Raw genomic sequence first — 21,800 nt, forward strand, 5'->3', positions numbered from 1 at the left:
CATTCTGTGATCGCATATTGTTTCAGACAACTCATTATTGCCGCACCCGGACGCTTTTCAGAATTGAATGGAGCCCGCTATGTCCCGGCAGTTGACCCAACCCGCTATCGCCTGGCATGACATGCTGGGCAGCGTTTCTGTCCAGGCACGCGAAGTGGTTTGCCAGATGGCCGCGCAGCATCGGCGTGAACTGGCGACCCATTTTTATGAACAGATGCTGCAAGACGAAGAAGCGTCGCGGCTGATTTCGCATGATCAGGTCAAAACCTGGCTGCATAGCGCCATGATGCAGTGGATCGCCAACCTCTTCGCCGTAAAGTCGGGTGATGATGTCCAGCCGCTGATCGAGCAGCAGACCCGCATCGGCGAAGGTCACGCGCGGATTGATGTCCCAGTGCACTTGGTATTGCGCGGTGCCGGCCAGTTGAAAGTGGCGTTTGTTGCCTTGCTGCGGCAATCGCCCATGCTTGATGCAGGCCAGCGCCTGGAGGCGCTGTGGTTGGTGTCGCAAGCCATTGATATGGCCATGCAGATCATGAGCCAGGCGTATGGCAAATCGCATGACCGTAACTCGCGTGCCGAAGAGGCGTATCGGCTGTTTTCGGTGATCCAGAACGCGGCGGCCGAGCAAGAACGCCAGCGCGCGGCCATGCTGGATTGGGAAAACCTGTTGATGTTTGAGCTGGCTATCAATCCGGAAGGAACCAGCTTGCCGCAGATACGCGCTTCGGAATTCGGTTTGTGGTTCCGCCACAAAGGCGCGCATGCGTTTGAAGGTGCACGCGAAACGGACATCATTTTGCAGGCGATGGACGCAATCGACATGGCGTTGTTGCCTGGTTTTGCTCCGTTGCAAAATGCGGCGCCTGAAGTCAGGGTGCAGCAATTGCGCGATCTGCGTGAGCAAACCAGCAATATCGGTTTCAGTCTGGAAGCCTTGTTCCAGCAAAGTGGCGAGCTGGAGTCCGGGCGCGACGTGCTCACGCGGTTGTTGAACCGCAAGTTTCTGCCGGTGGTGCTGAGCAAAGTGGTTAAGGTCGCGGTTCAGCAGGCCAGTTATTTTGCAGTGCTGGCCATTGATATTGATTACTTCAAGAAGGTGAACGACACCTACGGGCATGAGGCGGGCGATATGGTGCTGCAGCAATTGGGCTCCATGCTGGTCAGCTCCTGCCGTGGCGGCGATTACACCTTTCGCCTGGGCGGTGAAGAGTTTTTGATGATAGTGGTGGATGTCACCGCCGCCAACGCGCTGAAAGTGGCCGAAAAATTGCGGCAGCAGGTGCAGGATTTCGTCTTCAACTTACCAGGTGAACAGACGCTGAAATTGAGTATCAGCGTGGGCGCTGCGCTGAACGATGGTCACCCCGATTACCAACGCACATTGAATCAGGCGGACGAAGCGTTGTACAAGGCCAAACACAATGGGCGCAATCGGGTCGAGGCTGCCTGGAGCGCTCACTGAGGCTGTACTGATCATGCCCCAGCCGATCTGACCCTCTGCCAGTCAACGGCAAGTAGCCAGACTGGGGAGCGCGAACGCTTCCTTTTTTGCCGGGCGGCGATCCGGAATGCGCGCCGCCTTGCGGTAAACGGGCATTGCCACAGGTCAAGAAACCCGCTTATTGTCTGGCGATTGCCTGTTAATCCGGTTTCTCATGAAGTCCCTCTCTTTGCTCCCCTCTCGTCAGGAACTGGCGCTCATTCTGGTCACCGTATTCTGGGGCGGTACGTTTTTTGTAGTGCATCTGGCCATGCAGCATGCGGGTCCGCTGTTCTTTGTCGGCGTGCGTTTCTGCACGGCTGGCGTGATGGCGTTGCTGTTTTGTCGTGGGCATATGCGCGGGCTGACCCGTAAAGAGGTGATAGCCGGGGCGTTGATTGGGGTGTCGATCTTTCTGGGTTACGGCTTGCAAACCTATGGCTTGCAGACTATCCCGGGCAGCCAGTCCGCGTTTATCACCGCGATGTATGTGCCCATGGTGCCGCTGGTGCAGTGGCTGGTCTTGGGTCGACCTCCGCATCTGATGGCATGGATCGGCATTCTGCTGGCGTTTGCCGGTTTGATGTGCCTGTCCGGGCCGGACGCCGGATCGCTCAGCTTTGGGCCTGGAGAAATCGCCACCTTGCTGTGTGCCGTGGCCGTGGCCGGCGAGATTCTGCTGATCGGGCGCTTTGCCGGGCGGGTGGATAGCCGCCGGGTGACTGTGGTGCAGTTGCTGGTGGCCGGTCTGTTATCCCTGTTGATCATGCCGGTGGCGGGTGAGCAAATCCCGGATTTCTCCTGGTATTGGGCGCTACCTGCGATCGGCATGGGTTTGATGAGCATGGTGATTCAACTGACCATGAACTGGGCGCAGAAAACCGTTTCGCCTACCCGGGCCACAGTGATCTACGCCGGTGAGCCAGTCTGGGGCGGCGTGGTCGGGCGCATTGCCGGTGACCGCTTGCCCGCGCTGGCCATTGTGGGCGGCGCGTTGATTGTGGCCGGGGTTTTGGTCAGCGAACTCAAATTCAAAGCTGCCCCGGCGGTTGAGACTGCCAAACCCTGAGCATATTGATTGCGCTGTCAGGCCAGATACCGCTTGAGCGGCATCTGGCCTGATCTTTCGAGTACAACTGGTGGCCAGGCTGTCACAACGGTTATTTCCGGGTGTGGCGGGTTTTAGCTGCCCAGTAGCGCACGCCGAAGGCAGCCAGCGAGGCCAATGTGGCCATGCCTGTCACTGCCATCCAGCCCCATTGGGCCAACAGCGCACTACCGAGCGCTGCGCCCGCTGCCATGCCGATAAACATGCTCACAAACAGCACCGCGTTCAGGCGGCTACGGGCGCCGGGTTCGATCCCGTAAACAATGCTTTGATGGGCTATAAGCGTGGTCTGTACACCCATGTCAAAGGCAACCGTGCCGACACCCAGCAGCCACAGCTGACCCACTGGCGAGAAAAACGGACTCAGGCACAGCAGCGCAAACGAAAGCGTAGTAATGCCAGTGCCAATGCGGGTAACCAGTTCCGGGCCTTTGCGATCGGCCAGGTGCCCCGCCAGTGGCGCTGCCAGCGCGCCAGCCGCCCCGGCCAAACCAAAAGCACCCGCAACAGCACTGCCCAGATGAAACGGTGCGGCGTGCAGCATGATGGCTAGTGTCGACCAGAAGGCGCTAAAGCCCATAGACAATAGCCCCTGTGCCAATGCCGCGTGGCGCAGTGCGCGATGGCGGCGCAACAAGTCACGCAAGGAAGCCAGCAAAGCGGCGTAGGACAAACTGGTGGTTGGGGCAAACCGCGGTAAGCCACGCCAGATTGCGATGCCAATGAGGGCCACACCCATCGCCGCAGCGATAAACATCGCTCGCCAGCCAAAGTGTTCTGCCACAAAGCCGCTCACCACGCGGGACAGCAATATGCCCATCAGCAAGCCGGTCATGACCGTACCCACCACCTTGCCGCGCCGGGTTTCGTGCGCCAGGGTTGCTGCTGCGGGCACAATATCCTGTGCCAAGGTGGCAGATAAGCCGATGACCAGGCTCGCGCCCAGCAGCAGGGCCAGAGACGGAGCCAGCCCTCCAGCGAGCAACGCCACCATCAGCACGACCACCTTGATCAGGATGATGCTGCGCCGATCATAACGATCCCCCAGCGGAGCCAGCAGCAAGATGCCCAAGGCATAGCCTAATTGCGTCAGCGTGGGCACAAAGCCAATGGCCCGATCGCTGGCGCCAATGTCTGCCGCGAGCACACCCAGCATGGGCTGGCTGTAATACAAAGAAGCAACGGCCAGGCCAGCCCCGCCAGCCAGTAGCAGTGTTAGCGGCCTTGAGGGGCCATGATGCGCGGCAGTTCCCGCAGTTGTGGCTGCGTGGGTAGCCGTTAATGACGTCTGGTTATACGATTTATGGATGTCAGACATGATGCGATCTCCGCTGTAATCAAGTGATGCAGAGTGTGATTGCGAACGGGTAGCTGCGGTAGTACCGTGAATTGCACAGTTGTTATACATTGAACGTATGAAGAAATCAGTCATTGCCCTTCCAGCCCGTGCCCCCATGCCATCGCTGCTTTCTGAAGCGGGAGACCGGATTGAATTGATGCAGACGTTTGTACGCATCGTCGAGGCGGGCAATCTTTCCATTGCCGCTGTGCAGATGGGCACCACCCAGCCCACAATCAGCCGCCGCTTGCAGGCATTGGAACGCTCGCTGGGAGTGCGGTTGCTACAACGCACCACCCACACAATGCGCCTGACGGTAGATGGTCAGCGCTGTTACGACCGGGCCAAAGAGCTGCTGGCCAGCTGGGCCGCATTTGAGTCGGACATGCGCGGTATTGGTGATGAACCGGAAGGCGTATTGCGGGTGGTTGCGCCGCATGCATTTGGCCAGGAGCGCATGGTCAAACCGCTGGCCCGGTACCTGGAGCGTTATCCACGCATGTCCGTCGAATGGCTGTTGCATGATGACAGCGCCATCCAGGATCTGGTGAGTGCTGGTATCGATTGTGTTATCCAGTTGGGCGAAGTGACCGACTCCGCGCTGGTTGCCATCAAACTGGCTGAAGTACCGCGCATTGTTGTGGCGGCGCCTTCGGTTCTGGCAGGCGCGGCAGTACCCCAGCATGCGGCTGATCTGGCCCGGTTCCCGTGGGTGGCGTTGCGCACGTATTACCGCAACGAGATTACCTTGCAGCATATGGAAACGGGCGAAGAACAGCATATTGCGCTTGCCCCGCGCATGAGTACCGACAGCCTCTATGCCTTGCGCAGCGCCATGCTGCTGGGTCTGGGGGTCGGCGTGGGGTCGGCTTGGGTACTGGCGGATGATCTGGCGGCCGGTAACCTGATTCAACTCACACCACAGTGGCAAGCGACGCCGCTGCCGGTGAGCCTGGTTTATCCGTATGCCCGTTTCTACCCGGCCCGATTGCGCTGTTTTGTCGAGATCATGCGGGCGGCGGTGCCTGGCGTGGTGGTGTAGTGCATCGGGTAATTTGGCCATTGCGTTTGACCTGACCAGCCGCGTCCCGATCACGGCGACGCGGCTGGTGTGATGCAGCGTTTACTCTCGTTTATTGCCCGTATTGGTTCAGATAGGTCCGATACGGTTGCGAGAACGAGAAGTTGCTATAAGCATCCCAGTTGATCGACCACGTCATCAAGCCGCGCAACGTCGGGCTGACCTGGTGCGGCGTGTAGGTGCCGCAACCTGTTCCCTTCATCAGGCAATCCAGCGCAGATTCAACGCCGGTGGTGTCCACAAAGCCATTACCCGCATTGGCGTTGGCAGGGATACCGACCGCAATCTGGTCTGGTCGCAAGCCTGGCCACACTTTGCCGCTATTGTTGGCCACGGCAAAGCCCGCGATCTCCATATCGGTCATCGCGGTGAGGAAGTCCGCGCCACCCATGGTGTGGTACTGGCCATCCAGTCCGGTGATCGGCCCGGAGTTATAGTCCTGCACCATCAGCAATGTAAGCTGATTGCGCATGGCGTAGATCACCGGCAGGAAAGCACCAGAACGCGCGTCGGCCGAGTTGTTCGGACCAGGGCCATAAAAGCTGCGGCCCAACTGTACGAAGAAGGTTTCCGGCGCCATGGTCAGGACAAAATTGCTGCCATAGTGGCCGGTAATCTGCTGCAGGGCGCTGATCAGATTGACCACGATGGGAGTGGTAGGGGCCGTGAAGTCCGTATCACCCTGATTCAGTGACAGTGACTGGTTTTCAAAGTCGATATCGACGCCGTCCAGACCCCACGTATCAATGATGTGTTCGACCGAACTCACAAAATTGTTCACCGCCGTGGCGCTGGTAAGTTGCACCAGCCCATTGGCGCCGCCCACAGAGATAATCACTTTCTTGCCTGCCGCCTGCTTGGCCTTGATGGCGGCTTTGAAGTCGGCATCGCTTTCCACGTTCGGGCATTCGCTCGGTTGGCAACGGGTGAAGGTGATATTGCCGCTGGTATCCGAATCACCGAAGGCCAGGGCGATCACGTCCCAATTGCTGGAGACATTGGCCATCGGGATATAGCCGGAGCCATTGGCAAAGCTGGAATGCAGATAACCCACCAGCACGTGCTTGGGCAAGCTGCCCGACGGGGTCGGGGCGGGTGTCGGAGTGGGGGTAGGCGTCGGCACCGGAGTTGGCGTTGGTGTGGGAGTCGGCGTTGGGGTAGGTGTCGGAGTCGGAGTCGGAGTCGGAGTTGGTGTGCCACCGCTGCAGTTACCCACAACCAGCCACGGCTGGCCGCTGCCTGCAGCGCCGGAGTTGGTGGCCGGGCTCTGGTTTTGAGTCCAGAAGTTGGCTTTGTAGTTGACGCCATTCAGGCTGACCGTGGCGCCACCGTTATACGCCGTGGCGGCGCTCCAGGTGCTGTAGCAACCCGACGAAGGAGTAGGGGCTGGCGTTGGGGCCGTCGTTGGTGTCGGTGTTGCGGTCGGAGCAGGCGTTGGTGTTGGCGTAGGCACCGGGGTGGGTGTCGGGGTAGGCGTTGGTGTCGGTGAGGCGCCGCCAGTATCTACGCCCAAATCCTTCCACAAACTGGGCGTAGAGGCCGGGTTCCAGCCCGCGCCAACGTAATCGGTCTGAGTTACCAGCGCCGAATAATCGTGGCCGTTGTAATAGACAACGGTACCCGCGCTGTAGGTGCCACCATCTTGCCAGACCGGGTAAGCGGCAAAGGCCATGGTAGCGGCAAAGGTGGCTGGCAGCGCGGCGAGCGCAAGCCGGCCCCGTCCGCGTGCGAACAAAGGTCGTTTCATATAAGTCTCCATCCATCCAGTATTGGCTTATTCGTTTATTACGCCCGCTTGCCTGCCGGGTCGTGCTCGTATGATAACGGCATTGTTTGACGAATCAAGGTGTTGATTGAAATAGAGAAAGTCAGATGGGAGGAGTCTGGTTTTACGGTGGAAACGGGCAGATCGGCGGCTGCGAGAAGCAATTGCCGGGCAATTCACCGCATTTTCTGGCAAAACACCTCACAGGCGTTGTCGACATGGTCATGTTAGGGTCATGCAACTGCGGCATTGTTACGTTTCAAGTTGCCGTGCCAGGCAGATTTGCTACCCACCCTCGGCCCACCGCCCACTAGAGAGACCCCTACATGACTCGTTTTACGCAATGGATTGTTGCGGCCTTGCTGCTCGCCTTGTTGCCGGTTTCTGCCATGGCGCTGGAGTCCGATCCGGCTTCTCCTGAAGCCATCGTGCGCGGGGTGAGCAAGGATGTGCTGGAAATCATCAACGACAACGGACAAGACCCGGCGCGTCAGCACACGCTGGCGGATGCCCGGTTGGTGCCACTGGCCGATTTCAATCGCATGACCGCGCTGGCGGTGGGGCGTTACTGGCGCAGCGCTACGCCCGATCAACAACAGGCGCTCACCACCGAGTTTCGCGCCATGCTCGTGCGGACCTGGGTGGCCGTGCTCAGCAATCACAAAGGGGCGCAGGTTGATGTCAAAGGCGCTCGCCCCGGTGATTCTGCCGATGAGCAAACCGTGCATAGCGTGGTGAACCAGCCTGGCCAGCAAGCCATTGCGCTGGATCTGAACTTTGAAAACACCGCTGCGGGCTGGAAGGTCTATGACATTTCGGTCGAGGGCATCAGCTTTATCAATAGTCACCGCAACCAGTTCGGCACGGTTATCCAGAAAGATGGCGTAGATGGTTTGATCAAGCAGTTGGCCGCCAGCAACGCCAAAGCCGCCAGTCGCAATGCCACGAAATAACCTGGTCGCGCAGATGTCGCGGTAAAACAGCGGCACCTGCCCAATCTGGCCGGACCCACACTGTTCAGCCCCAAAAAAAGCCGCCCACGAGGGCGGTTTTTTTTGTTCCCCATTCGGCGTGCAACGCGTCATCAGCTTGAACTGGAGCTCAACAACATCGCCGTTTGTCAGTGAAAATGTAATTTTGTGTCAGCATTCGTCCATAAATGGTTAATGAGAACACTCTAATATAGTGCGCTGATGAACACCTCGTGATGTTGTTACGTGTGTGTTACAGGCGATTTTTAGAATTTATATAATTGAATTGTATGAATTTTATTGATGATCACGATTCAGTGGGCTGGTGGGTCAAGCCCGGCAGTGCCCTGGATGGCAAGTTGCAACAAAAGCCGAATTCGTAAGTAAACTCAGAAGGGATTAGTAAGATGACTATCCGGCAACGCATCATCCTGCTTGTGGCGCTGACCTTTGCCGCAATCATGGCGATTGGCGGCTACGCGATCATTCAGTCTCGTGCCAATGCTTCTGAAGTCAAAATCGTGACTGAAGGTGTGGTGCCCAGCACGCTGGCCTCGGCGGATCTGGTCGCGCGCCTCAAAGACGTACAGCAAGCCACCATGAGCCTGGTGTTTGCGCCTGATGACAACGTTGCCGCTCAGGCTGCCGACAAGCTCAAACAGCAGCAGGCACTCCTGCAAAAGAGCCTGGAATTGCAACGCCAGCAAGCTAATAGCGACACCCAGAAAGCGCTGGTGCAGCAGGCCACGCAAAGCATGGCCAGCTACTTTGGCGCTATTGATGACACCGCCAAATTCAAGGCGGCCGGGCAGCAAGACGTGGCCGCAGCATCGTTGTTTGCCAGCGTCGCGCAGTATCAGGGCGAGCTGGAACAAATTGTCGAGACCCTGCGGGTAGAAAAAAACCGCACCAAAGACGCCGCCATTTCTGGCCTGAACCAGAACCTGGCGCGCACGGTATCGACCATTTCTGTGGTGACTGCGCTGGCCGTGATTGTGCTGACCGCAATTGGCATCTTGTTGTATCGCCAGATCGCCCGCCCGATTGGCCAGATGCAATCCATGATGAGCGGCATCGCTGCCAGCCAGGATTTCACCCAACGCCTGCCGGTTGAGCGCAAGGATGAAATTGGCCAGTCCATGACCGCGTTTAACGTCATGATCGAGCAGATTCAACAAAGCTCGGTCTTGCTGCGCCAGAAAACCAACGACATCCAGTCCATGCTGCAGAACATGCCGCAGGGGATTCTGACCGTCACCGCAGATCAGAAGATTCATCCGGAATACTCCGCTTACCTCAGCACCATCCTCGAAACCGCCGACATTGCCGGGCGCGACGTCATGGATGTGCTGTTTACCCATACCAATCTGGGTGCCGATGCGCTGTCGCAAGTGAACGCCATCTGGGGCGCGTGTATTGACGAAGATGTGATGAATTTTGAGTTCAACCAGCACTTGATGGTGGGCGAAATCGAAAAGACCATGCCTAACGGCAAGGTCAAGATTCTGGATCTGAACTGGTCGCCGATCACTGACGAAAACGACACCACAGTGCGCCTGATGCTGTGCGTGCGTGACGTGACCGAACTGCGCCAACTGGCGGCAGAAGCCAACGACCAGCGGCGTGAACTGGAAATGATTGGCGAAGTGCTGGCAGTGAGTCAGGACAAATTCCATGAGTTCATCATCGGCACCATCCGCTTTGCCGATGAAAATGAGATATTGATTCGCGAATCGCAGGCGATGACCGAACACGTGGTGGCGCAGTTGTTCCGCAACATGCACACCATCAAGGGCAATGCGCGCACCTACGGCCTGCATCATCTGACCAACGTGGTGCATCTGGCTGAACAAAGCTACGAACAACTACGCAAACCGCACGCTGCCATCGTGTGGGATCAGCAACAACTGCTGGATGAACTGGCACAGGTGCGCGCCACGGTGACGCAATATGCGCGCATCAATGAAGTGAGTCTGGGTCGCAAGGGTTCCGGTCGCAACGATCAGGCCGAGCGTTATGTGATGGTCGATAAACACCAGATTCAGGAAACGCTGCGTCGCCTGGAAAACATCAATACCAACAATCTGCATGAACTGGTCGCCGCCCGCGATGCCGTGCGCAAGACCTTGCGTTTGCTCGGTACTGAACCGCTGGCGCAAACGCTGGCTGGTGTGCTGGACTCGCTACCGGCGCTGGCCACCGAGTTGGGCAAAGCTGTCCCGCAAATCAGGATTGAAGATGAAGGCTATGCCATCCCGGCGCATGCGGCTTATCTGTTGAAAAACGTGTTTATGCATCTGATGCGCAATGCGCTCGATCACGGTCTGGAAGATCAATCAACCCGCTTGGCGCAGGGCAAAGCGGCGGCGGGGACGCTGGCGCTCAAACTGGCTGTGACCGACGGCAAGCTGCAGATCGCCTTGCAGGACGATGGTCGCGGTCTGGCGCTGGCGCGGATTCGGGCCACTGCCATGCAGAAAGGTTTGATTGCCACAGATGTCACGCTCAATGACGAACAAACCGCACAACTGATCTTCCATCCGGGGTTCTCCACTGCCGACAAAGTGACCGAAATTTCCGGGCGTGGCGTGGGCATGGATGCGGTGCAGGACTTTATCAAACGCGAGCGCGGCGATATTCGCATCCAGTTTGTCGATCAAGCCGAGGGCGCCGATTTTCGGCAGTTTGCCACCGTGGTTGCGTTGCCGGAGTCGTTTGCCGTGCATATCGACGCTCCGGTGGCGCCGGTGTTGATTCACGCCGCTGCAGTACCGGCGCAAGCCGCGCTGGTTTAACCGTTTACCCAATCTTCAATTTAATCGAGGCGCCGCAGGTGGGCGCCTCTCTTACCTGGAAATAATCCAATGGCACAAGTACTGGTCGTCGACGATTCAAGCACCGTTCGCAATGAAGTCAGCGAGTTTCTCAAATCCAGCGGGCTGACCGTGGCCGTTGCGGTAGACGGCAAAGATGGTCTGGACAAGCTCAAGGCCGACAGCGGCATCAAGTTGATTGTCAGCGACGTCAACATGCCCAATATGGATGGCCTGACCATGGCCGAGAAGATTCGTGGCGATCTGAAAAACAGCGCGGTCAACATCATCATGCTGACCACCGAAAACAGCCCGGTGATGAAAGAGCGCGGTAAAGCGGCTGGTATCAAGGGCTGGATTGTGAAGCCATTCAATGGCGCTTCGGTGGTGGCGACATTTAAAAAGCTGGCGAGCTGATCGTTTGCTGGCCGTTAAACCCGCGGCGCACCGATCTGCGCTGCGGTATCAAGGAACAAGTTTTCAATGAATGTATGGCTTTATGGCGTGGCGTTTACGGCGGTGGGCTTTATCTGTGGCGCCGCCGTATTCTGGTTGCGTGCGCACACACATCAGCGCGATTTTGATCTGCTGCAACGCGCCCAGGCGCGGCGTCTGACCGAACTGGAACAGCGGCCAACTGCTGCCGTGCTGGATGAGCAGTTGCGCCCGCTGCGTGACGAGATCAACCGTCTGACGCAGCAATTGGCCGAGCAAGGTGCGGCCCACGCCGTGGCGCTGGACGTTGCCGCACAGCAAGCGCTCGCCGAGCGCGACCAATGGCTGGTGCAAACGCAACGCGACCATGCCACGCAATACGAGCGCCTGCACATGGCGCTGGCGGATGAACACGCCACGCTCAAGCAGGATATCGAGTCATTGCTGGGAATCGTCAAGGTGGTGGAACGGTGGCATGACGAACTGCAAGGCATTCTGGCCAACAACCGCCATCTGAAAGCGCAAAACGAAGAGTTTGCCCGCATCGTCAAAAACGTAGTGATGCTGGCGCTCAATGCCGCTATCGAGGCGGCTCGTGCAGGCGAGCATGGGCGCGGTTTTGCGGTGGTGGCTGATGGCGTACGCAATCTGGCGCTGACCTCCTCGGACGTGGCTCGTCAGTACCAGCAGAATCTGGATAAAAACGATTTGATCACCACCACCACATTCCAGGACATGCAAGCCAGCGGCAACATGATCCGCAACGCGGTGTTCGGCCTGCGGGCCACGGCGGACAAGATTCACGCCACCATGGAAGTGACCGGCTAATTTATGTTTACCGCAAAAGCTGTCACCGCCATCAACGGGTTATTTGAAACCGCCATCCAGAACCACGCCCGGGCCGATGCTGCTGAAGCGTGCGTGGTTGACTATGTGGCCCAGGCGCCAGCGCCATCGAAAGATGGCAAAGGGCTGCTGGTGGTGCTCAATATTTCGTCTTACCTGTTTCGTATTGTCGCGCTGTTTGATTTCGGCACTGACCAGGCCAGCACGGCGCATCTGGCGCGCCTGGTGCGTAGTAACGAGAGCACCTTGAGCGGCCAGGCGTTGCACGATGCGTGTTCGGAGTTGGTGAACATGATTTGCGGCACGGTGAACCGCAGCGTGTGCAGCAGTTTTCGCCATGCGGGCATGTCCACGCCATTTATTCTTGAACGTAGTTGCGCGCAGTATCTGGCCGAGATCAACCCTTCGGCCACACAGGCCTTTGCGGTAACGGTCAACAAAACCGTGCGCTTCAATGTCACGATCTGTTTGTGCTGTGCGGCTGATACCGAGGTGGATTTCTCGGTAGAAGAAACCCAGCTAGAAGAAGCGGAATCGGGCGAGCTGGAGTTGTTTTGATCACCACCGGCGTCTATCAAGTCATGCAAGTTGAAAGCGTAGTCACCGCGTAACAAGCGCACCACATACTTATAGATGAAGCACGATGTCACTCAGAAGCCGCCTGCAAGGGCGGTTTTTTTTGCCATTTCGCGCTCCCCCGCAACGACTGCGCGCCGGCGGAAGGGTGTGGAATGCACTGAAAAAAGACGACAAATCGACCACTGGTCGGGGCGCTGCCAGCGCGGCCAGAGAATGCGGGCACATCAGTTTTTGCTGTTTTTAATCTTTGTGGTGCTGCAGCATAATCACCTCGATTCTTTTCGTTTGAGCATGAACAACGCTAGGACATGACCATGAATGATCTATCCAGGACCATCGTGCCAGCCAACTCCCGCCGGCCTGCCGCCGCGCCGGAATTGCCCAAGAAAAAACGCCGCCAGACCTTTGAGCAGCGTAACCCGGCCGGATTTGCCTGGCTGATGCCGCAAGACGAACCCAGGAAGTAAATCCAGTCCTGCGTCCTGAGAATCGGCGCGCGCAGGGCCGAAGGCATTATTGCCAAGTGCCGTAAGGATGGTGTCGTGTTTCTGATAAAACTATATATACTGTATATATTATTTTTATCAAAAAGTTGAGGGCGCCATGAAGAAAGCCGCAGTAAATGTTCCAGTGACCGAAGTCGCAACCGCACCCGCCAAACCCGCCGCTACTCCCCGCCGCCGTCCGCTCTCTGCCAAATCCGAAACTTCTGCTTCTGCCGCACCAGCCGCCAAAAAAGCTGCTGCCACGCCAGTCGCGAAGAAGGTCGCTGCTGCTCCGGTAGCCAAAAAGGTTGCAGCTGCGCCAGTTGAGGTGGTGGTGGTGGAAACCAGCAAGAAAAAGAAGAAACCCAAGGTCATCCGCGATAGCTACACCATTCCGGAATCGGACTACGCCAAGCTGGCTGAACTGAAAAAGAAAAGCCTGGAACTGGGTATTCACGTCAAGAAGAGTGAACTGCTGCGCGCTGGCCTGCATGCGCTGGAAGCCTTGCCGGTGGCTCGCCTTAAAACTTTGCTGGGCAAAATTGAGAACATCAAAACCGGGCGCCCTGCAGCTGAAAAACCGGAAGCCCTGGCCAAGACAGACAAAACTGCTGCGCCAAAGCAACCCGCCAAATAATTGAGGATTGAACTGGTGCTGACTTGTGTCGGCCACCAATAAAAACAGCCCCGGACTATGTGTCGGGGCTGTTTTTATTGGTGGCTCCAGTTCAAATGAGTGCTTATTTTTTCGCCATCTGGGCATCCGCATCGTTCAGCGTTTTGAGAAAGGCGATGACATCGTCAATCTGCTGGTCGTTCCACGCTGGATTGCCGCCACGCTTGCGCGTCAGTGGTTCGTCGTTGGTATCGACGTTGTCGCGTAATGCGGTAGGCAGATCGTTGAACTTGTCGATCTTGCCCTTGTGTACCGGATACCAGCGTTGCGGCTGGGTGTCGCGCTGTACGTAAAACTGCAGCGCGGTTTTCAGGTCGTGATACTGGCCATTGTGAAAGAACACCTGGCGCGTAGCAACGTTGCGCAAAGTAGGCGTGCGGAACATGCCGCACCAGGTTTTTTGCTTGCTTTGATCCTGACGCAGCGGCCCGCACAGGCCCATGTCAAAAAACTTTGGATCACGGTTCACTGCCAGCTTGCTGTTGCGCGGTACGCCCAATACTTCAAATTGATAATCGGTAAACAGCGGGTGAGTGCCATCTGCCCCTTTGGTATCAAAGTGGCAAGAAGCGCAGTTGCCGCTTTTGGGGTCATCAAACAATTGCTTGCCGTGCAGTTCCTGGTGGGTGAGCGTGGCTTTGCCATCCATCCAGGCATCGAACTTGCTGCTGTAGGGATGAAAACTCGCGTCGTTCAGCTGGAATTGCGCCAAGGCGACACCGGCAAAGTGCAGGGCGTCCTGATCGCCTTTCAATGCCTGCTCGCCAAACACTTTTTTGAATGCGGCGGCATTGGGGCTACGGCGCAAACGCGCGGCGAAATCAGCTGGCGAGGTATTGGCCATTTCATCCGGGTTTAGCAGGGGAAAGGCGGCCTGGTCATGCAAGGCGTCAAAGCGGCCATCCCAGGTGAAGCCGCCCGTTGGCGGTAGTTCCTGCGATTCCAGTCTTTCCATCAGGCTGGATGGCGATTCCACATGCCATGCCGGTGTGCGATTCAACACGTAACGCAGTGTCGGCACTGCCCGCATGCCCTGGTGTTGCATATCCGGGCCGCCAGGTTGTACCGAGAGCGCATTGGGCGGGCCGTAGGCCTGACTGGCAGAGTGGCAAGAGGCGCATGCTTGCTGGCCAGATGCCGACAAGCTGCGATCAAAAAACAGTTGTTTGCCCAGGTCGGCTGCACCTGGCCATTGTTTAGGGGTTGTACTCACCGCGCTTTGCGGCTGGCTGGCAGTGGGCTGGGTGTGGCTGGTGGTGACCAGGGCAGTGGCGCTGGCCACGCCAGCCACCAGTAGCAACAGCCAGGCTTTACGTTGGATGAGGGGATTCATTGTGCTTTGGGGTGAAAGCACCGAACCGCGCTCATCTTGCCGGCGCGGTTCGGTGTAAAGGTCAATAAGAGATCAATCAGCCATCAATCAATGCAGATTGGTGAAGATGTCGCTGCCAAAACTGGCCAGCCCGGTTTGCCCGGCATATCCCAGATGACCCAGCTGGAAGATGTCTTCAATCGTGCGCAGCATCGAATAGTGGTTGTAGCCAGTGCTGGTCACCGTGCCGCCCTTGATGAACGGCGACAGCAGAACCGCACCGGTGTTGTCACCACCAAAGCTGTTGTAGGTAATGTTGACCTGGAAGGTAATGCCGTGAGTCAGATACGAACCCAGCGCTTGCGTTTGCGGGTAAGACGCCAGGTTCGGGCCTGGTTTCTGGCCGCAGCAGGTTGCGCCGGTGTAGATCGCGGTCAACGTGCCCGTAGTGGCGCTGGTCATGACTGTGGTGCTGGTCGCTGCCGAGCTTTCGTCAAAGTTGATGATCAGCAAACCGTCTTGCTTGAAGGCTGGCGACGCCATGATGATCGGCACCCATTTCTTCAGGAAGGCATCGGCGGAAACCAGACCGCCAGTCTCACCGGTGACGCAGGTGCCGGAGCTGCCGCCGCCGCCATCGTGGCCGTCATGGCACAGGTTAGGCGTAATGAAGTTGAAGTTGGAAGTGGTCGAGATCGACTGCAGATCGGTCTGCAGATGAGCCAGTTCCACCACATTGGCCGCGCAATCAGACGAATCAATGATCGAGTGGAAATACGCAAACGGATTGTGACGTGTCGCGTACTGGTCGCCATTGGCCACGGCCACGCTGGACGCTTCCGGGCTTTGCGTCATGTCTTGTGTGCCAATCACCGGATGGCCACAGGTTGCGGATTCACGGGATGGATCGTTACCCATGTCTTCCATGTAACCGTGCCAGGTCAGATTGGCTGCTTTCAACTGGTCAGGCAGGGTTTTGACTGTGGCGGGGTAAACGCAACCGTGGCCGATGGCCTGGCCATCAGCATCGGTGCCGGTTTGCGCGAAGTCGCTGTAGGTCTGGCAGTCGGTATTGGTATCCGGATTGCCTGCCTGACCCGAGATCATGGCGATGTAGTTATCCAGACTGACGTGGCCGGTGCCGAAGTACTGGGTCAACAACGCGCCCTGGGTCGGCAGAGTCTGCGATAGATAGGTTGCCGGGCTGCTCGCACCGAAGGTGGTGGTGTAGTTTTCGTTTTCCAGCGTAATCACAAAGACGTGCTTGATGCTGCTGCTGATGGTCGGCGCAGGAGTCGGCGTCGGGGCTGCAGTAGGTGTTGGGGTCGCTGTCGGCGTGCTGCTGCTATCGCTGCTACCGCTATTACAGCCCACCATCGCGCCCATGACGATAAACGAGCCGAGTAATGCGGCAAGCCACCGGTTCGATCTTGATTTCATTATTGATGTTCCCTGATCCAGTTTTTTGGGTTCACGCCAACGCTCGAGACGGCGCTGGTCGCTGCTGCATCAGAACATACATGTATGTATTTTTTATGAAGCCAAGGTTGCAGTGGGGGGTGCAACCAGGCACGCCCAAGTGAGATTCACTGCAACGAGTGGTGGGGGTAATCAGGAAGGGAGGGTGCCGCTGCCACTGGTCAAGGCAGCAGCCACCCCGCGGGTCGGTGAACTCAAACCAGTGGCTTTAGCCCATCCAGCAAAGTGGGCACCAGCTCGCTGATGGTCGGGTGGATATGCAGCGCGTATTGCAGCGTAGGGTAGGGCGCGCCAGCGGTCATGATGTCGATGATGCTATGGATGGCTTCGTCGCCTTCAATCCCCAGAATGCCTGCGCCAATGATCTGGCGGGTTTGGGCATCGACCAGCACTTTCATCATGCCGTCGGTTTCGCCGCGTTCACGGGCGCGGCCGACGCGTGACATGGGCATGGTAGCGATCAAGGCGTCGCGGCCGCTTTTGCGCACATCGGCTTCGGACATCCCGACGCGCGCCAGTGGCGGGTCAACAAACACCGCATAAGCCATGATCCGTGAGTCGACACTGCGTGGGCGGCCATCCAGCAAGTTGGCGGCCACGATCTGGAAGTCATCATATGAGGTATGGGTGAAGGCGCCGCGCCCGTTGACGTCACCAATCGCCCAGATGCCGGGCACGGATGTGCGTAGCTGGCCATCCACGGTGATCAAACCCTGCTTGTTGGTGGTGATGCCAGCCGCGGCCAGGCCCAGATCGTCCGTGTTGGGTTGGCGGCCAGTGGCAAACAGCAAATGTGAGGCATCCAGCGGCTCGTTGGCGTTCTGCAAAGTCAGGCGCACGCCATCGTCAGGCAGCGGGTCAACGCGGGCGAGGTCAGCGTTGAACAGAAAATTGACGCCTTCGCGCTGCAATACGCTTTGGATGATCAACGCCAAATCTTCATCTTCTCGCCCCAGCACGCGTTCGCCGCGCACCAACACCGTAACGCGGCTGCCAAAACGCCGGAAGATCTGCGCAAACTCCAGCGCAATATAACTGCTGCCGACAATGACCAGATGCTCAGGCAAGTCAGTTAATTCCAGCAACGTTGCGTTGGTGTGGTAGCGGATATGTTCCAGGCCAGCTACCGGCGGCACCATCGAACGCGTGCCGGTATTGATGAAAATCTCGCTGGCTTGCAGCTCTTGGGTTATCTGGCCATTCGCGTTGCTGATGCTCAGCGTATTGGCACTGGTAAAGCGGGCGTGACCGTTGAAAATCGTCACGTTGTCTGCGGTGCGCAGCCATTTTTCTACGCCATCGCGCGACTGGCCGATGATCTGGTCTTTACGTGCTTTGACCCGCGCCAGATCAACACTGATCGTGCCGGAGATATCGACACCCAGCGCGGCGGCATGGCGTGCGACATGCGCGGCGCGAGCGCTCGCAACGTAGCTTTTGGTCGGCGTGCAGCCAACATTAACGCAGGTGCCACCAAACGTCGCCCGCTCGATTACCGCGGTTTTGCGCCCGCTGGCGCCCAGCCGCACTGCCAGCGGCGAACCGCCTTGGCCGGTGCCAATGACAATTGCATCAAACTGATCGGGCATGACTGGTTTTCCTGTGGCGAGCGTCAGCACAAGCGGCGACGGGCTTTGTGAGCATAGACGATGCCACCGGGGAAGAAAGCCGCGTTGCCGCCAGCGGCGCTGTCACGTGTTGACTAGACCAGTCGTGTACTTCTCCCCATCACTTTTCCATCCTATAGTGGCGGCTGGCGTCCCGATCCGGGTGGTGTGTTTGTGGCTCGGGTTCGTGCTGTCTTGTCTGTGCAATGCCCGCTTCAAACCGCGTTTATTCCCCTTTTCTTATGACCAGGAAGGTTACCCATGACGAAGATTGCCATTGTGTTTTTCAGCGGCTACGGCCACACCGCCAAGCAGGCGCAAGCAGTACACGAAGGTGCGGATTCGGCTGACGGCGCGCAAGCCACGCTGTATCAGATTGATGCCAATGGTGATTTGCCTGAGGGGGCATTTGAAGCCATCAGCGCGGCGGATGCCATCATTTATGGCAGCCCGACCTATATGGGCGGCCCGGCATGGCAGTTCAAGAAATTTGCCGATGCTTCATCCAAACCATGGTTTACCCAAGCCTGGAAAAACAAGGTTGCCGCTGGCTTTACCAACTCCGCCTCGGTGAACGGCGACAAGTTTTCTACCATTACCTATTTCTGGACGTTGTCGCAGCAGCACGGGCAAGTCTGGGTCGGCACCGGTTTGATGCCAGCCAACACCAAGGCCCATGGCCCGAACGATGTGAACTGGACTGCCGGCTCTGGCGGTGCGCTGGCTATTTCGCCAGCGGATGCTTCGCCGGACGAAGCACCGCGCGCTGGTGATCTGGAAACCGCGCGCCTCTTGGGCAAGCGCGTCGCCGAGTTTGCAGCGCGTCTGAAGTAATCCGCAGTAATCAGTCTGAGTATGAGCGGGGTACGGTGCGAAAATTGCACCGCCCCGCTTTTTGGTCGCCGGGGTGGGCTGTCCATACCGGCAACGATGAATATCCAGTGAAAAGCGAATGAACAGTTCAATCATCATCCAGCAACCGCAAGGCTCGGCCACGCAACTGATTTTGTTGTTTCACGGCGTTGGCGCCAGTCCGGAACATATGGTGCCGTTGGGTGAACAGTTGGCAGCCCGGTTTGCGCAGGCGTTTGTTGTCAGCGTGCAAGCATCCCACGCATCCGATCTGGGGAGTGGTTATCAGTGGTTTTCAGTGCGCGGCGTCACCGAAGAAAACCGCCCGGCGCGGGTGGCGGAGGCGCTACCGGTTTTTGTCGACCACGTTAAGCATTGGCAAACGCAAGCTGGGGTTAACGCGACCGCCACGGTGCTGGTCGGATTCTCGCAAGGTGCCATTATGGTGCTGGAATCAACTCAGCTGGCGACACCCATCGCTGATCGCGTCATTGCTTTGTCCGGCCGTTTTGCCCTGCCGCCACGGTCTGCGGCGTCAGGCGTCAAACTGCATTTGATCCACGGTACAGCCGATGCCATCATGCCGTATCAGCAAGCCGAGCAAGCTGCCCGACAATTGAATGACCTGGGCGCCGAGGTTACGCTGGACCTGATTTCAGGCCTTGGCCATGGCGTAAACGGTGAGGTACTGGCGCATTTGCTACAGCGATTGACCAGCTAACAGCGCGGTTCATGGCGGGCCGGTCAATTCGCTATTTGCCTTGGTGTTTTTCAGTGAGATTCGATATCTACGGCAGATTCCAGCTGGAAATACGGCGCGAGCAAAACCAATGGGCTATTTATCGCCCAGGCGTTGGCACATTGCTGGCAGATCACAAAATCGTGATTCCGGCCGATTTGCCCGAAAGTGAAATCACCTTGTTTCTGAATGACATGTTTCATGAAGTGGCCGATGGATCGCGCGATATTGTATTAATGCCCTAACGCTGAAGTTACAGCCCAAACGCAGATATTTTTTTATTAGTATTCGCTTAAATACGCCTGCACATTGTTTGGGCAACACGGCACAAAAAAAGCAGATTCAAAGCGGATGTTGCCGAGGCTTTTGCCGCTGTATTCATGCCAAACGCCGTGCATTGTGGTTTTGTTGCGGACAGAACCAGCGGGGCTGGCCAATTGCGGCTGCACCCTCGCGCCCGTTGAACTAGAATACAGCCATCTTGTTGGAGGCCCATTTTTACCATCATGTCTGAACATCAATCTCCGGATTTGGCTGGCCAAAAGCTCAATGAGCAGCGTTTTCATATTCTGGAACGCATTGCCAATGACATGGGCGGGAATATTGTTTTTCCGGTTTGCTTTGAAATTACCGCCAAAATCAGTTTGGTGATGCGCAGTAATTCTGCATCAATCCAGAAAATTGCCGTTGAAGTACAAAAAGACCCGTTGGTAACCACCAAGTTGCTGAAACTGGCTAATTCGGTGACGTATAACCCGACCAATGCTACCACCGTCGATTTGCACACGGCGCTGTTGCGGGTCGGCATGGAAGCGACGCGGGCTTTGGCGCTGGCCTGTGCCATGGAGCAAATGTCGCAATCCAAAGAGGTTTCGCCTTTTGAAGCGTTTTCTCGCGAAATCCTGGCTCACAGTCTGAAAACGGCGGTCATTGCCAAGCTGCTGGTGCAGCGGTTGAATGTGCGGTTGAATGCCGACACCGCATTTCTGGCCGGTCTGGTACACGATCTGGGTGCGTTTTATATCCTGCATCACGCCGCACGTTATCCAGAACTGGTCGAACGCCCGGACTCGGTGAAGTACCTTGTGGCGCAATGGCATGAAAGCATTGGTGTGATTTTGCTGGACGCGTTGGGCCTGCCAGCCGAGGTGGTGGAGGCCGTGGCAGATCACGATTTCCCGCGCAACCGGGTGGAAAACCTGCGCACGCTTTCGGACGCGGTCTATGTCGCTAACCTGTTTGCGGACGGTTTTGGCGAAATGAACAAGCTCGATACTCCCGATCTACACTTGCCCGACGAGTTGGCAGATCCCAAATACGTGGATCTCAAACCGGAAATGGATGCGGCCTGCGAAGAAATCTTGAGCACCTGGTAGGCTTGCGCCACACGTGAATGGATTGCGCGGGCAATACAAACGAAGAACGGAACTTGTTGAATGAGCACTGAATTACAAATTGAAGATATCACCGTGGGTGACGGCAAGGCGGCGGTCAAGGGCGCGCTGATTACCACGCAGTACAGCGGGTTTCTGGAAGATGGCACCTGTTTTGATTCGTCGTACGAGCGTGGTCAGCCGTTTCAGTGCGTGATTGGCACCGGTCGCGTAATCAAGGGCTGGGATCAAGGCTTGATGGGCATGAGGGTGGGCGGCAAGCGCAAGTTGTTTGTACCAGCCCATCTGGCCTATGGCGAAAGGCAGATCGGGACGCATATCACGCCCAATTCGAATCTGGTTTTTGAAATTGAATTGCTCGAAGTGCTGACTCGCGATGACTGAGCCTGCCGAATCCATTAATGTCATGCAGCAAGTGGCGCAGACGCAGATTCTGGCGGCAGAAGAACAATTGCGCCAGGCCATGCTCGACTCCGACATCGCCACGCTCGAAGCGCTACTGGCGCCCGAGCTGATTTTTACCAATCATCTGGGCCAGCGGGTCAGCCTGCAAGATGATCTGGATGCCCACCGTTCGGGACAATTACAGATTCATACGCTCACCCTGAGCGAGCAGCAGGTGCACACGCACGGCGATATGGGCGTGGTGTCGGTGCGCGCCCAGATAGCCGGGATTTACGCGGGTCAACCGGCCAATGGTGATTTCCGGTTTACGCGGGTTTGGGCCTTGACTGCCGACCGCACGGCCTGGCGAGTTGTCGCCGCGCATAGCGGGCTGGTAGTGTGACGGGTTGATCGTAATCCCGGAAATGCCAGATGACACTCCTGTTTGCCGT

General features: G+C 57.4%; 20 protein-coding genes and 1 pseudogene. 16 read left to right on the plus strand and 5 right to left on the minus strand.

The window, feature by feature from the left end; translation table 11 throughout:
• Nucleotides 1-79 precede the first annotated feature (79 nt).
• Both N7220_RS13275 and N7220_RS13280 read left to right on the plus strand, forming a co-directional pair.
• A complete protein-coding gene (locus N7220_RS13275) occupies nt 80-1,465 on the plus strand; it encodes a GGDEF domain-containing protein (protein WP_283148004.1) in 1,386 nt (461 codons plus the stop codon).
• 193 nt (nt 1,466-1,658) lie between these two features.
• Complete coding sequence (locus N7220_RS13280; RefSeq protein WP_283148005.1) at nt 1,659-2,552, plus strand: DMT family transporter; 894 nt, start codon at nt 1,659-1,661, stop codon at nt 2,550-2,552.
• Between the two features lie 91 nt (nt 2,553-2,643).
• On the opposite strand, the gene N7220_RS13285 is transcribed toward N7220_RS13280, so the two are convergent.
• The gene (locus tag N7220_RS13285; protein ID WP_283148006.1) at nt 2,644-3,909 is read right to left on the minus strand and encodes an MFS transporter; all 1,266 of its coding nucleotides are present in this window, start codon (nt 3,907-3,909) and stop codon (nt 2,644-2,646) included.
• Between the two features lie 178 nt (nt 3,910-4,087).
• Here N7220_RS13285 and N7220_RS13290 point away from each other — a divergent pair, with 178 nt between their 5' ends.
• The gene (locus tag N7220_RS13290) at nt 4,088-4,972 is read left to right on the plus strand and encodes a LysR family transcriptional regulator (protein WP_283148007.1); all 885 of its coding nucleotides are present in this window, start codon (nt 4,088-4,090) and stop codon (nt 4,970-4,972) included.
• A gap of 91 nt (nt 4,973-5,063) precedes the next feature.
• Here the strand turns inward: N7220_RS13290 and N7220_RS13295 are convergent, their stop codons facing one another.
• Complete coding sequence (locus tag N7220_RS13295) at nt 5,064-6,758, minus strand: chitinase (protein ID WP_283148008.1); 1,695 nt, start codon at nt 6,756-6,758, stop codon at nt 5,064-5,066.
• A 344-nt stretch (nt 6,759-7,102) separates the two neighbouring features.
• Here N7220_RS13295 and N7220_RS13300 point away from each other — a divergent pair, with 344 nt between their 5' ends.
• From N7220_RS13300 to N7220_RS13330, 7 genes and pseudogenes are all read left to right on the plus strand, one after another.
• Nucleotides 7,103-7,729, plus strand: coding sequence for an MlaC/ttg2D family ABC transporter substrate-binding protein (locus N7220_RS13300; protein WP_283148009.1), 627 nt, complete (start codon nt 7,103-7,105; stop codon nt 7,727-7,729).
• Between the two features lie 425 nt (nt 7,730-8,154).
• Nucleotides 8,155-10,542: a HAMP domain-containing protein gene (locus tag N7220_RS13305; RefSeq protein ID WP_283148010.1), complete on the plus strand. Its 2,388-nt coding sequence runs from the start codon at nt 8,155-8,157 to the stop codon at nt 10,540-10,542.
• Nucleotides 10,543-10,611: 69 nt separating this feature from the next.
• Nucleotides 10,612-10,977: a response regulator gene (locus tag N7220_RS13310; protein WP_283148011.1), complete on the plus strand. Its 366-nt coding sequence runs from the start codon at nt 10,612-10,614 to the stop codon at nt 10,975-10,977.
• Nucleotides 10,978-11,556: 579 nt separating this feature from the next.
• A pseudogene (locus N7220_RS13315) lies at nt 11,557-11,823 on the plus strand (methyl-accepting chemotaxis protein); the annotation flags it as partial.
• A gap of 3 nt (nt 11,824-11,826) precedes the next feature.
• On the plus strand, nt 11,827-12,399 hold the full coding sequence (locus tag N7220_RS13320; protein ID WP_283148012.1) for a hypothetical protein: 573 nt from the start codon (nt 11,827-11,829) through the stop codon (nt 12,397-12,399).
• Between the two features lie 335 nt (nt 12,400-12,734).
• Nucleotides 12,735-12,887, plus strand: a complete 153-nt coding sequence (locus N7220_RS13325) for a hypothetical protein (protein WP_283148013.1) — start codon at nt 12,735-12,737, stop codon at nt 12,885-12,887.
• Nucleotides 12,888-13,023: 136 nt separating this feature from the next.
• Entirely contained in the window at nt 13,024-13,542 is a 519-nt protein-coding gene (locus N7220_RS13330; protein WP_283148014.1) for a hypothetical protein, read from the plus strand.
• Between the two features lie 103 nt (nt 13,543-13,645).
• Here the strand turns inward: N7220_RS13330 and N7220_RS13335 are convergent, their stop codons facing one another.
• The 3 genes from N7220_RS13335 to N7220_RS13345 form a co-directional block, all read right to left on the minus strand.
• Nucleotides 13,646-14,914 carry a cytochrome-c peroxidase gene (locus N7220_RS13335; protein WP_283148015.1) on the minus strand — a complete coding sequence of 423 codons (1,269 nt, stop codon included), beginning with the start codon at nt 14,912-14,914 and terminating at the stop codon, nt 13,646-13,648.
• 87 nt (nt 14,915-15,001) lie between these two features.
• Nucleotides 15,002-16,333, minus strand: coding sequence for an alkaline phosphatase family protein (locus tag N7220_RS13340; RefSeq protein WP_283148016.1), 1,332 nt, complete (start codon nt 16,331-16,333; stop codon nt 15,002-15,004).
• A 233-nt stretch (nt 16,334-16,566) separates the two neighbouring features.
• Nucleotides 16,567-17,961 carry an FAD-containing oxidoreductase gene (locus N7220_RS13345; protein WP_283148017.1) on the minus strand — a complete coding sequence of 465 codons (1,395 nt, stop codon included), beginning with the start codon at nt 17,959-17,961 and terminating at the stop codon, nt 16,567-16,569.
• A 279-nt stretch (nt 17,962-18,240) separates the two neighbouring features.
• Between N7220_RS13345 and N7220_RS13350 the strand changes: the two genes are divergently transcribed.
• From N7220_RS13350 to N7220_RS13375, 6 genes are all read left to right on the plus strand, one after another.
• Nucleotides 18,241-18,813, plus strand: coding sequence for a flavodoxin family protein (locus N7220_RS13350; RefSeq protein WP_283148018.1), 573 nt, complete (start codon nt 18,241-18,243; stop codon nt 18,811-18,813).
• 118 nt (nt 18,814-18,931) lie between these two features.
• Nucleotides 18,932-19,552 (plus strand): esterase, encoded by a 621-nt coding sequence (gene ypfH / locus N7220_RS13355; RefSeq protein WP_283148019.1) that lies wholly within the window; start codon nt 18,932-18,934, stop codon nt 19,550-19,552.
• Nucleotides 19,553-19,605: 53 nt separating this feature from the next.
• Nucleotides 19,606-19,815: a DUF7661 family protein gene (locus tag N7220_RS13360; protein WP_283148020.1), complete on the plus strand. Its 210-nt coding sequence runs from the start codon at nt 19,606-19,608 to the stop codon at nt 19,813-19,815.
• Nucleotides 19,816-20,076: 261 nt separating this feature from the next.
• Nucleotides 20,077-20,946: an HDOD domain-containing protein gene (locus N7220_RS13365; RefSeq protein WP_283148021.1), complete on the plus strand. Its 870-nt coding sequence runs from the start codon at nt 20,077-20,079 to the stop codon at nt 20,944-20,946.
• A gap of 60 nt (nt 20,947-21,006) precedes the next feature.
• On the plus strand, nt 21,007-21,348 hold the full coding sequence (locus N7220_RS13370; protein ID WP_283148022.1) for an FKBP-type peptidyl-prolyl cis-trans isomerase: 342 nt from the start codon (nt 21,007-21,009) through the stop codon (nt 21,346-21,348).
• Nucleotides 21,341-21,751 carry a nuclear transport factor 2 family protein gene (locus tag N7220_RS13375; RefSeq protein WP_283148023.1) on the plus strand — a complete coding sequence of 137 codons (411 nt, stop codon included), beginning with the start codon at nt 21,341-21,343 and terminating at the stop codon, nt 21,749-21,751. The genes N7220_RS13370 and N7220_RS13375 overlap by 8 nt, the downstream gene beginning before the upstream one ends.
• Nucleotides 21,752-21,800: the final 49 nt, after the last annotated feature.

Origin of the sequence: Silvimonas soli (assembly GCF_030035605.1) — a bacterium.
Lineage (GTDB): Bacteria > Pseudomonadota > Gammaproteobacteria > Burkholderiales > Chitinibacteraceae > Silvimonas > Silvimonas soli.

Bases quoted from the DNA above. Each gene is read 5' to 3' on its own strand.
- N7220_RS13365 (WP_283148021.1), top strand. From the start codon at position 20,077: ATGTCTGAACATCAATCTCCGGATTTGGCTGGCCAAAAGCTCAATGAG.
- N7220_RS13310 (WP_283148011.1), top strand. From the start codon at position 10,612: ATGGCACAAGTACTGGTCGTCGACGATTCAAGCACCGTTCGCAATGAA.
- N7220_RS13370 (WP_283148022.1), top strand. From the start codon at position 21,007: ATGAGCACTGAATTACAAATTGAAGATATCACCGTGGGTGACGGCAAG.
- N7220_RS13305 (WP_283148010.1), top strand. From the start codon at position 8,155: ATGACTATCCGGCAACGCATCATCCTGCTTGTGGCGCTGACCTTTGCC.
- N7220_RS13325 (WP_283148013.1), top strand. From the start codon at position 12,735: ATGAATGATCTATCCAGGACCATCGTGCCAGCCAACTCCCGCCGGCCT.
- N7220_RS13335 (WP_283148015.1), bottom strand. From the start codon at position 14,914: ATGAATCCCCTCATCCAACGTAAAGCCTGGCTGTTGCTACTGGTGGCT.
- N7220_RS13280 (WP_283148005.1), top strand. From the start codon at position 1,659: ATGAAGTCCCTCTCTTTGCTCCCCTCTCGTCAGGAACTGGCGCTCATT.
- N7220_RS13375 (WP_283148023.1), top strand. From the start codon at position 21,341: ATGACTGAGCCTGCCGAATCCATTAATGTCATGCAGCAAGTGGCGCAG.
- N7220_RS13330 (WP_283148014.1), top strand. From the start codon at position 13,024: ATGAAGAAAGCCGCAGTAAATGTTCCAGTGACCGAAGTCGCAACCGCA.
- N7220_RS13285 (WP_283148006.1), bottom strand. From the start codon at position 3,909: ATGTCTGACATCCATAAATCGTATAACCAGACGTCATTAACGGCTACC.
- ypfH (WP_283148019.1), top strand. From the start codon at position 18,932: ATGAACAGTTCAATCATCATCCAGCAACCGCAAGGCTCGGCCACGCAA.
- N7220_RS13320 (WP_283148012.1), top strand. From the start codon at position 11,827: ATGTTTACCGCAAAAGCTGTCACCGCCATCAACGGGTTATTTGAAACC.
- N7220_RS13300 (WP_283148009.1), top strand. From the start codon at position 7,103: ATGACTCGTTTTACGCAATGGATTGTTGCGGCCTTGCTGCTCGCCTTG.
- N7220_RS13295 (WP_283148008.1), bottom strand. From the start codon at position 6,758: ATGAAACGACCTTTGTTCGCACGCGGACGGGGCCGGCTTGCGCTCGCC.
- N7220_RS13340 (WP_283148016.1), bottom strand. From the start codon at position 16,333: ATGAAATCAAGATCGAACCGGTGGCTTGCCGCATTACTCGGCTCGTTT.
- N7220_RS13350 (WP_283148018.1), top strand. From the start codon at position 18,241: ATGACGAAGATTGCCATTGTGTTTTTCAGCGGCTACGGCCACACCGCC.
- N7220_RS13345 (WP_283148017.1), bottom strand. From the start codon at position 17,961: ATGCCCGATCAGTTTGATGCAATTGTCATTGGCACCGGCCAAGGCGGT.
- N7220_RS13290 (WP_283148007.1), top strand. From the start codon at position 4,088: ATGCAGACGTTTGTACGCATCGTCGAGGCGGGCAATCTTTCCATTGCC.
- N7220_RS13275 (WP_283148004.1), top strand. From the start codon at position 80: ATGTCCCGGCAGTTGACCCAACCCGCTATCGCCTGGCATGACATGCTG.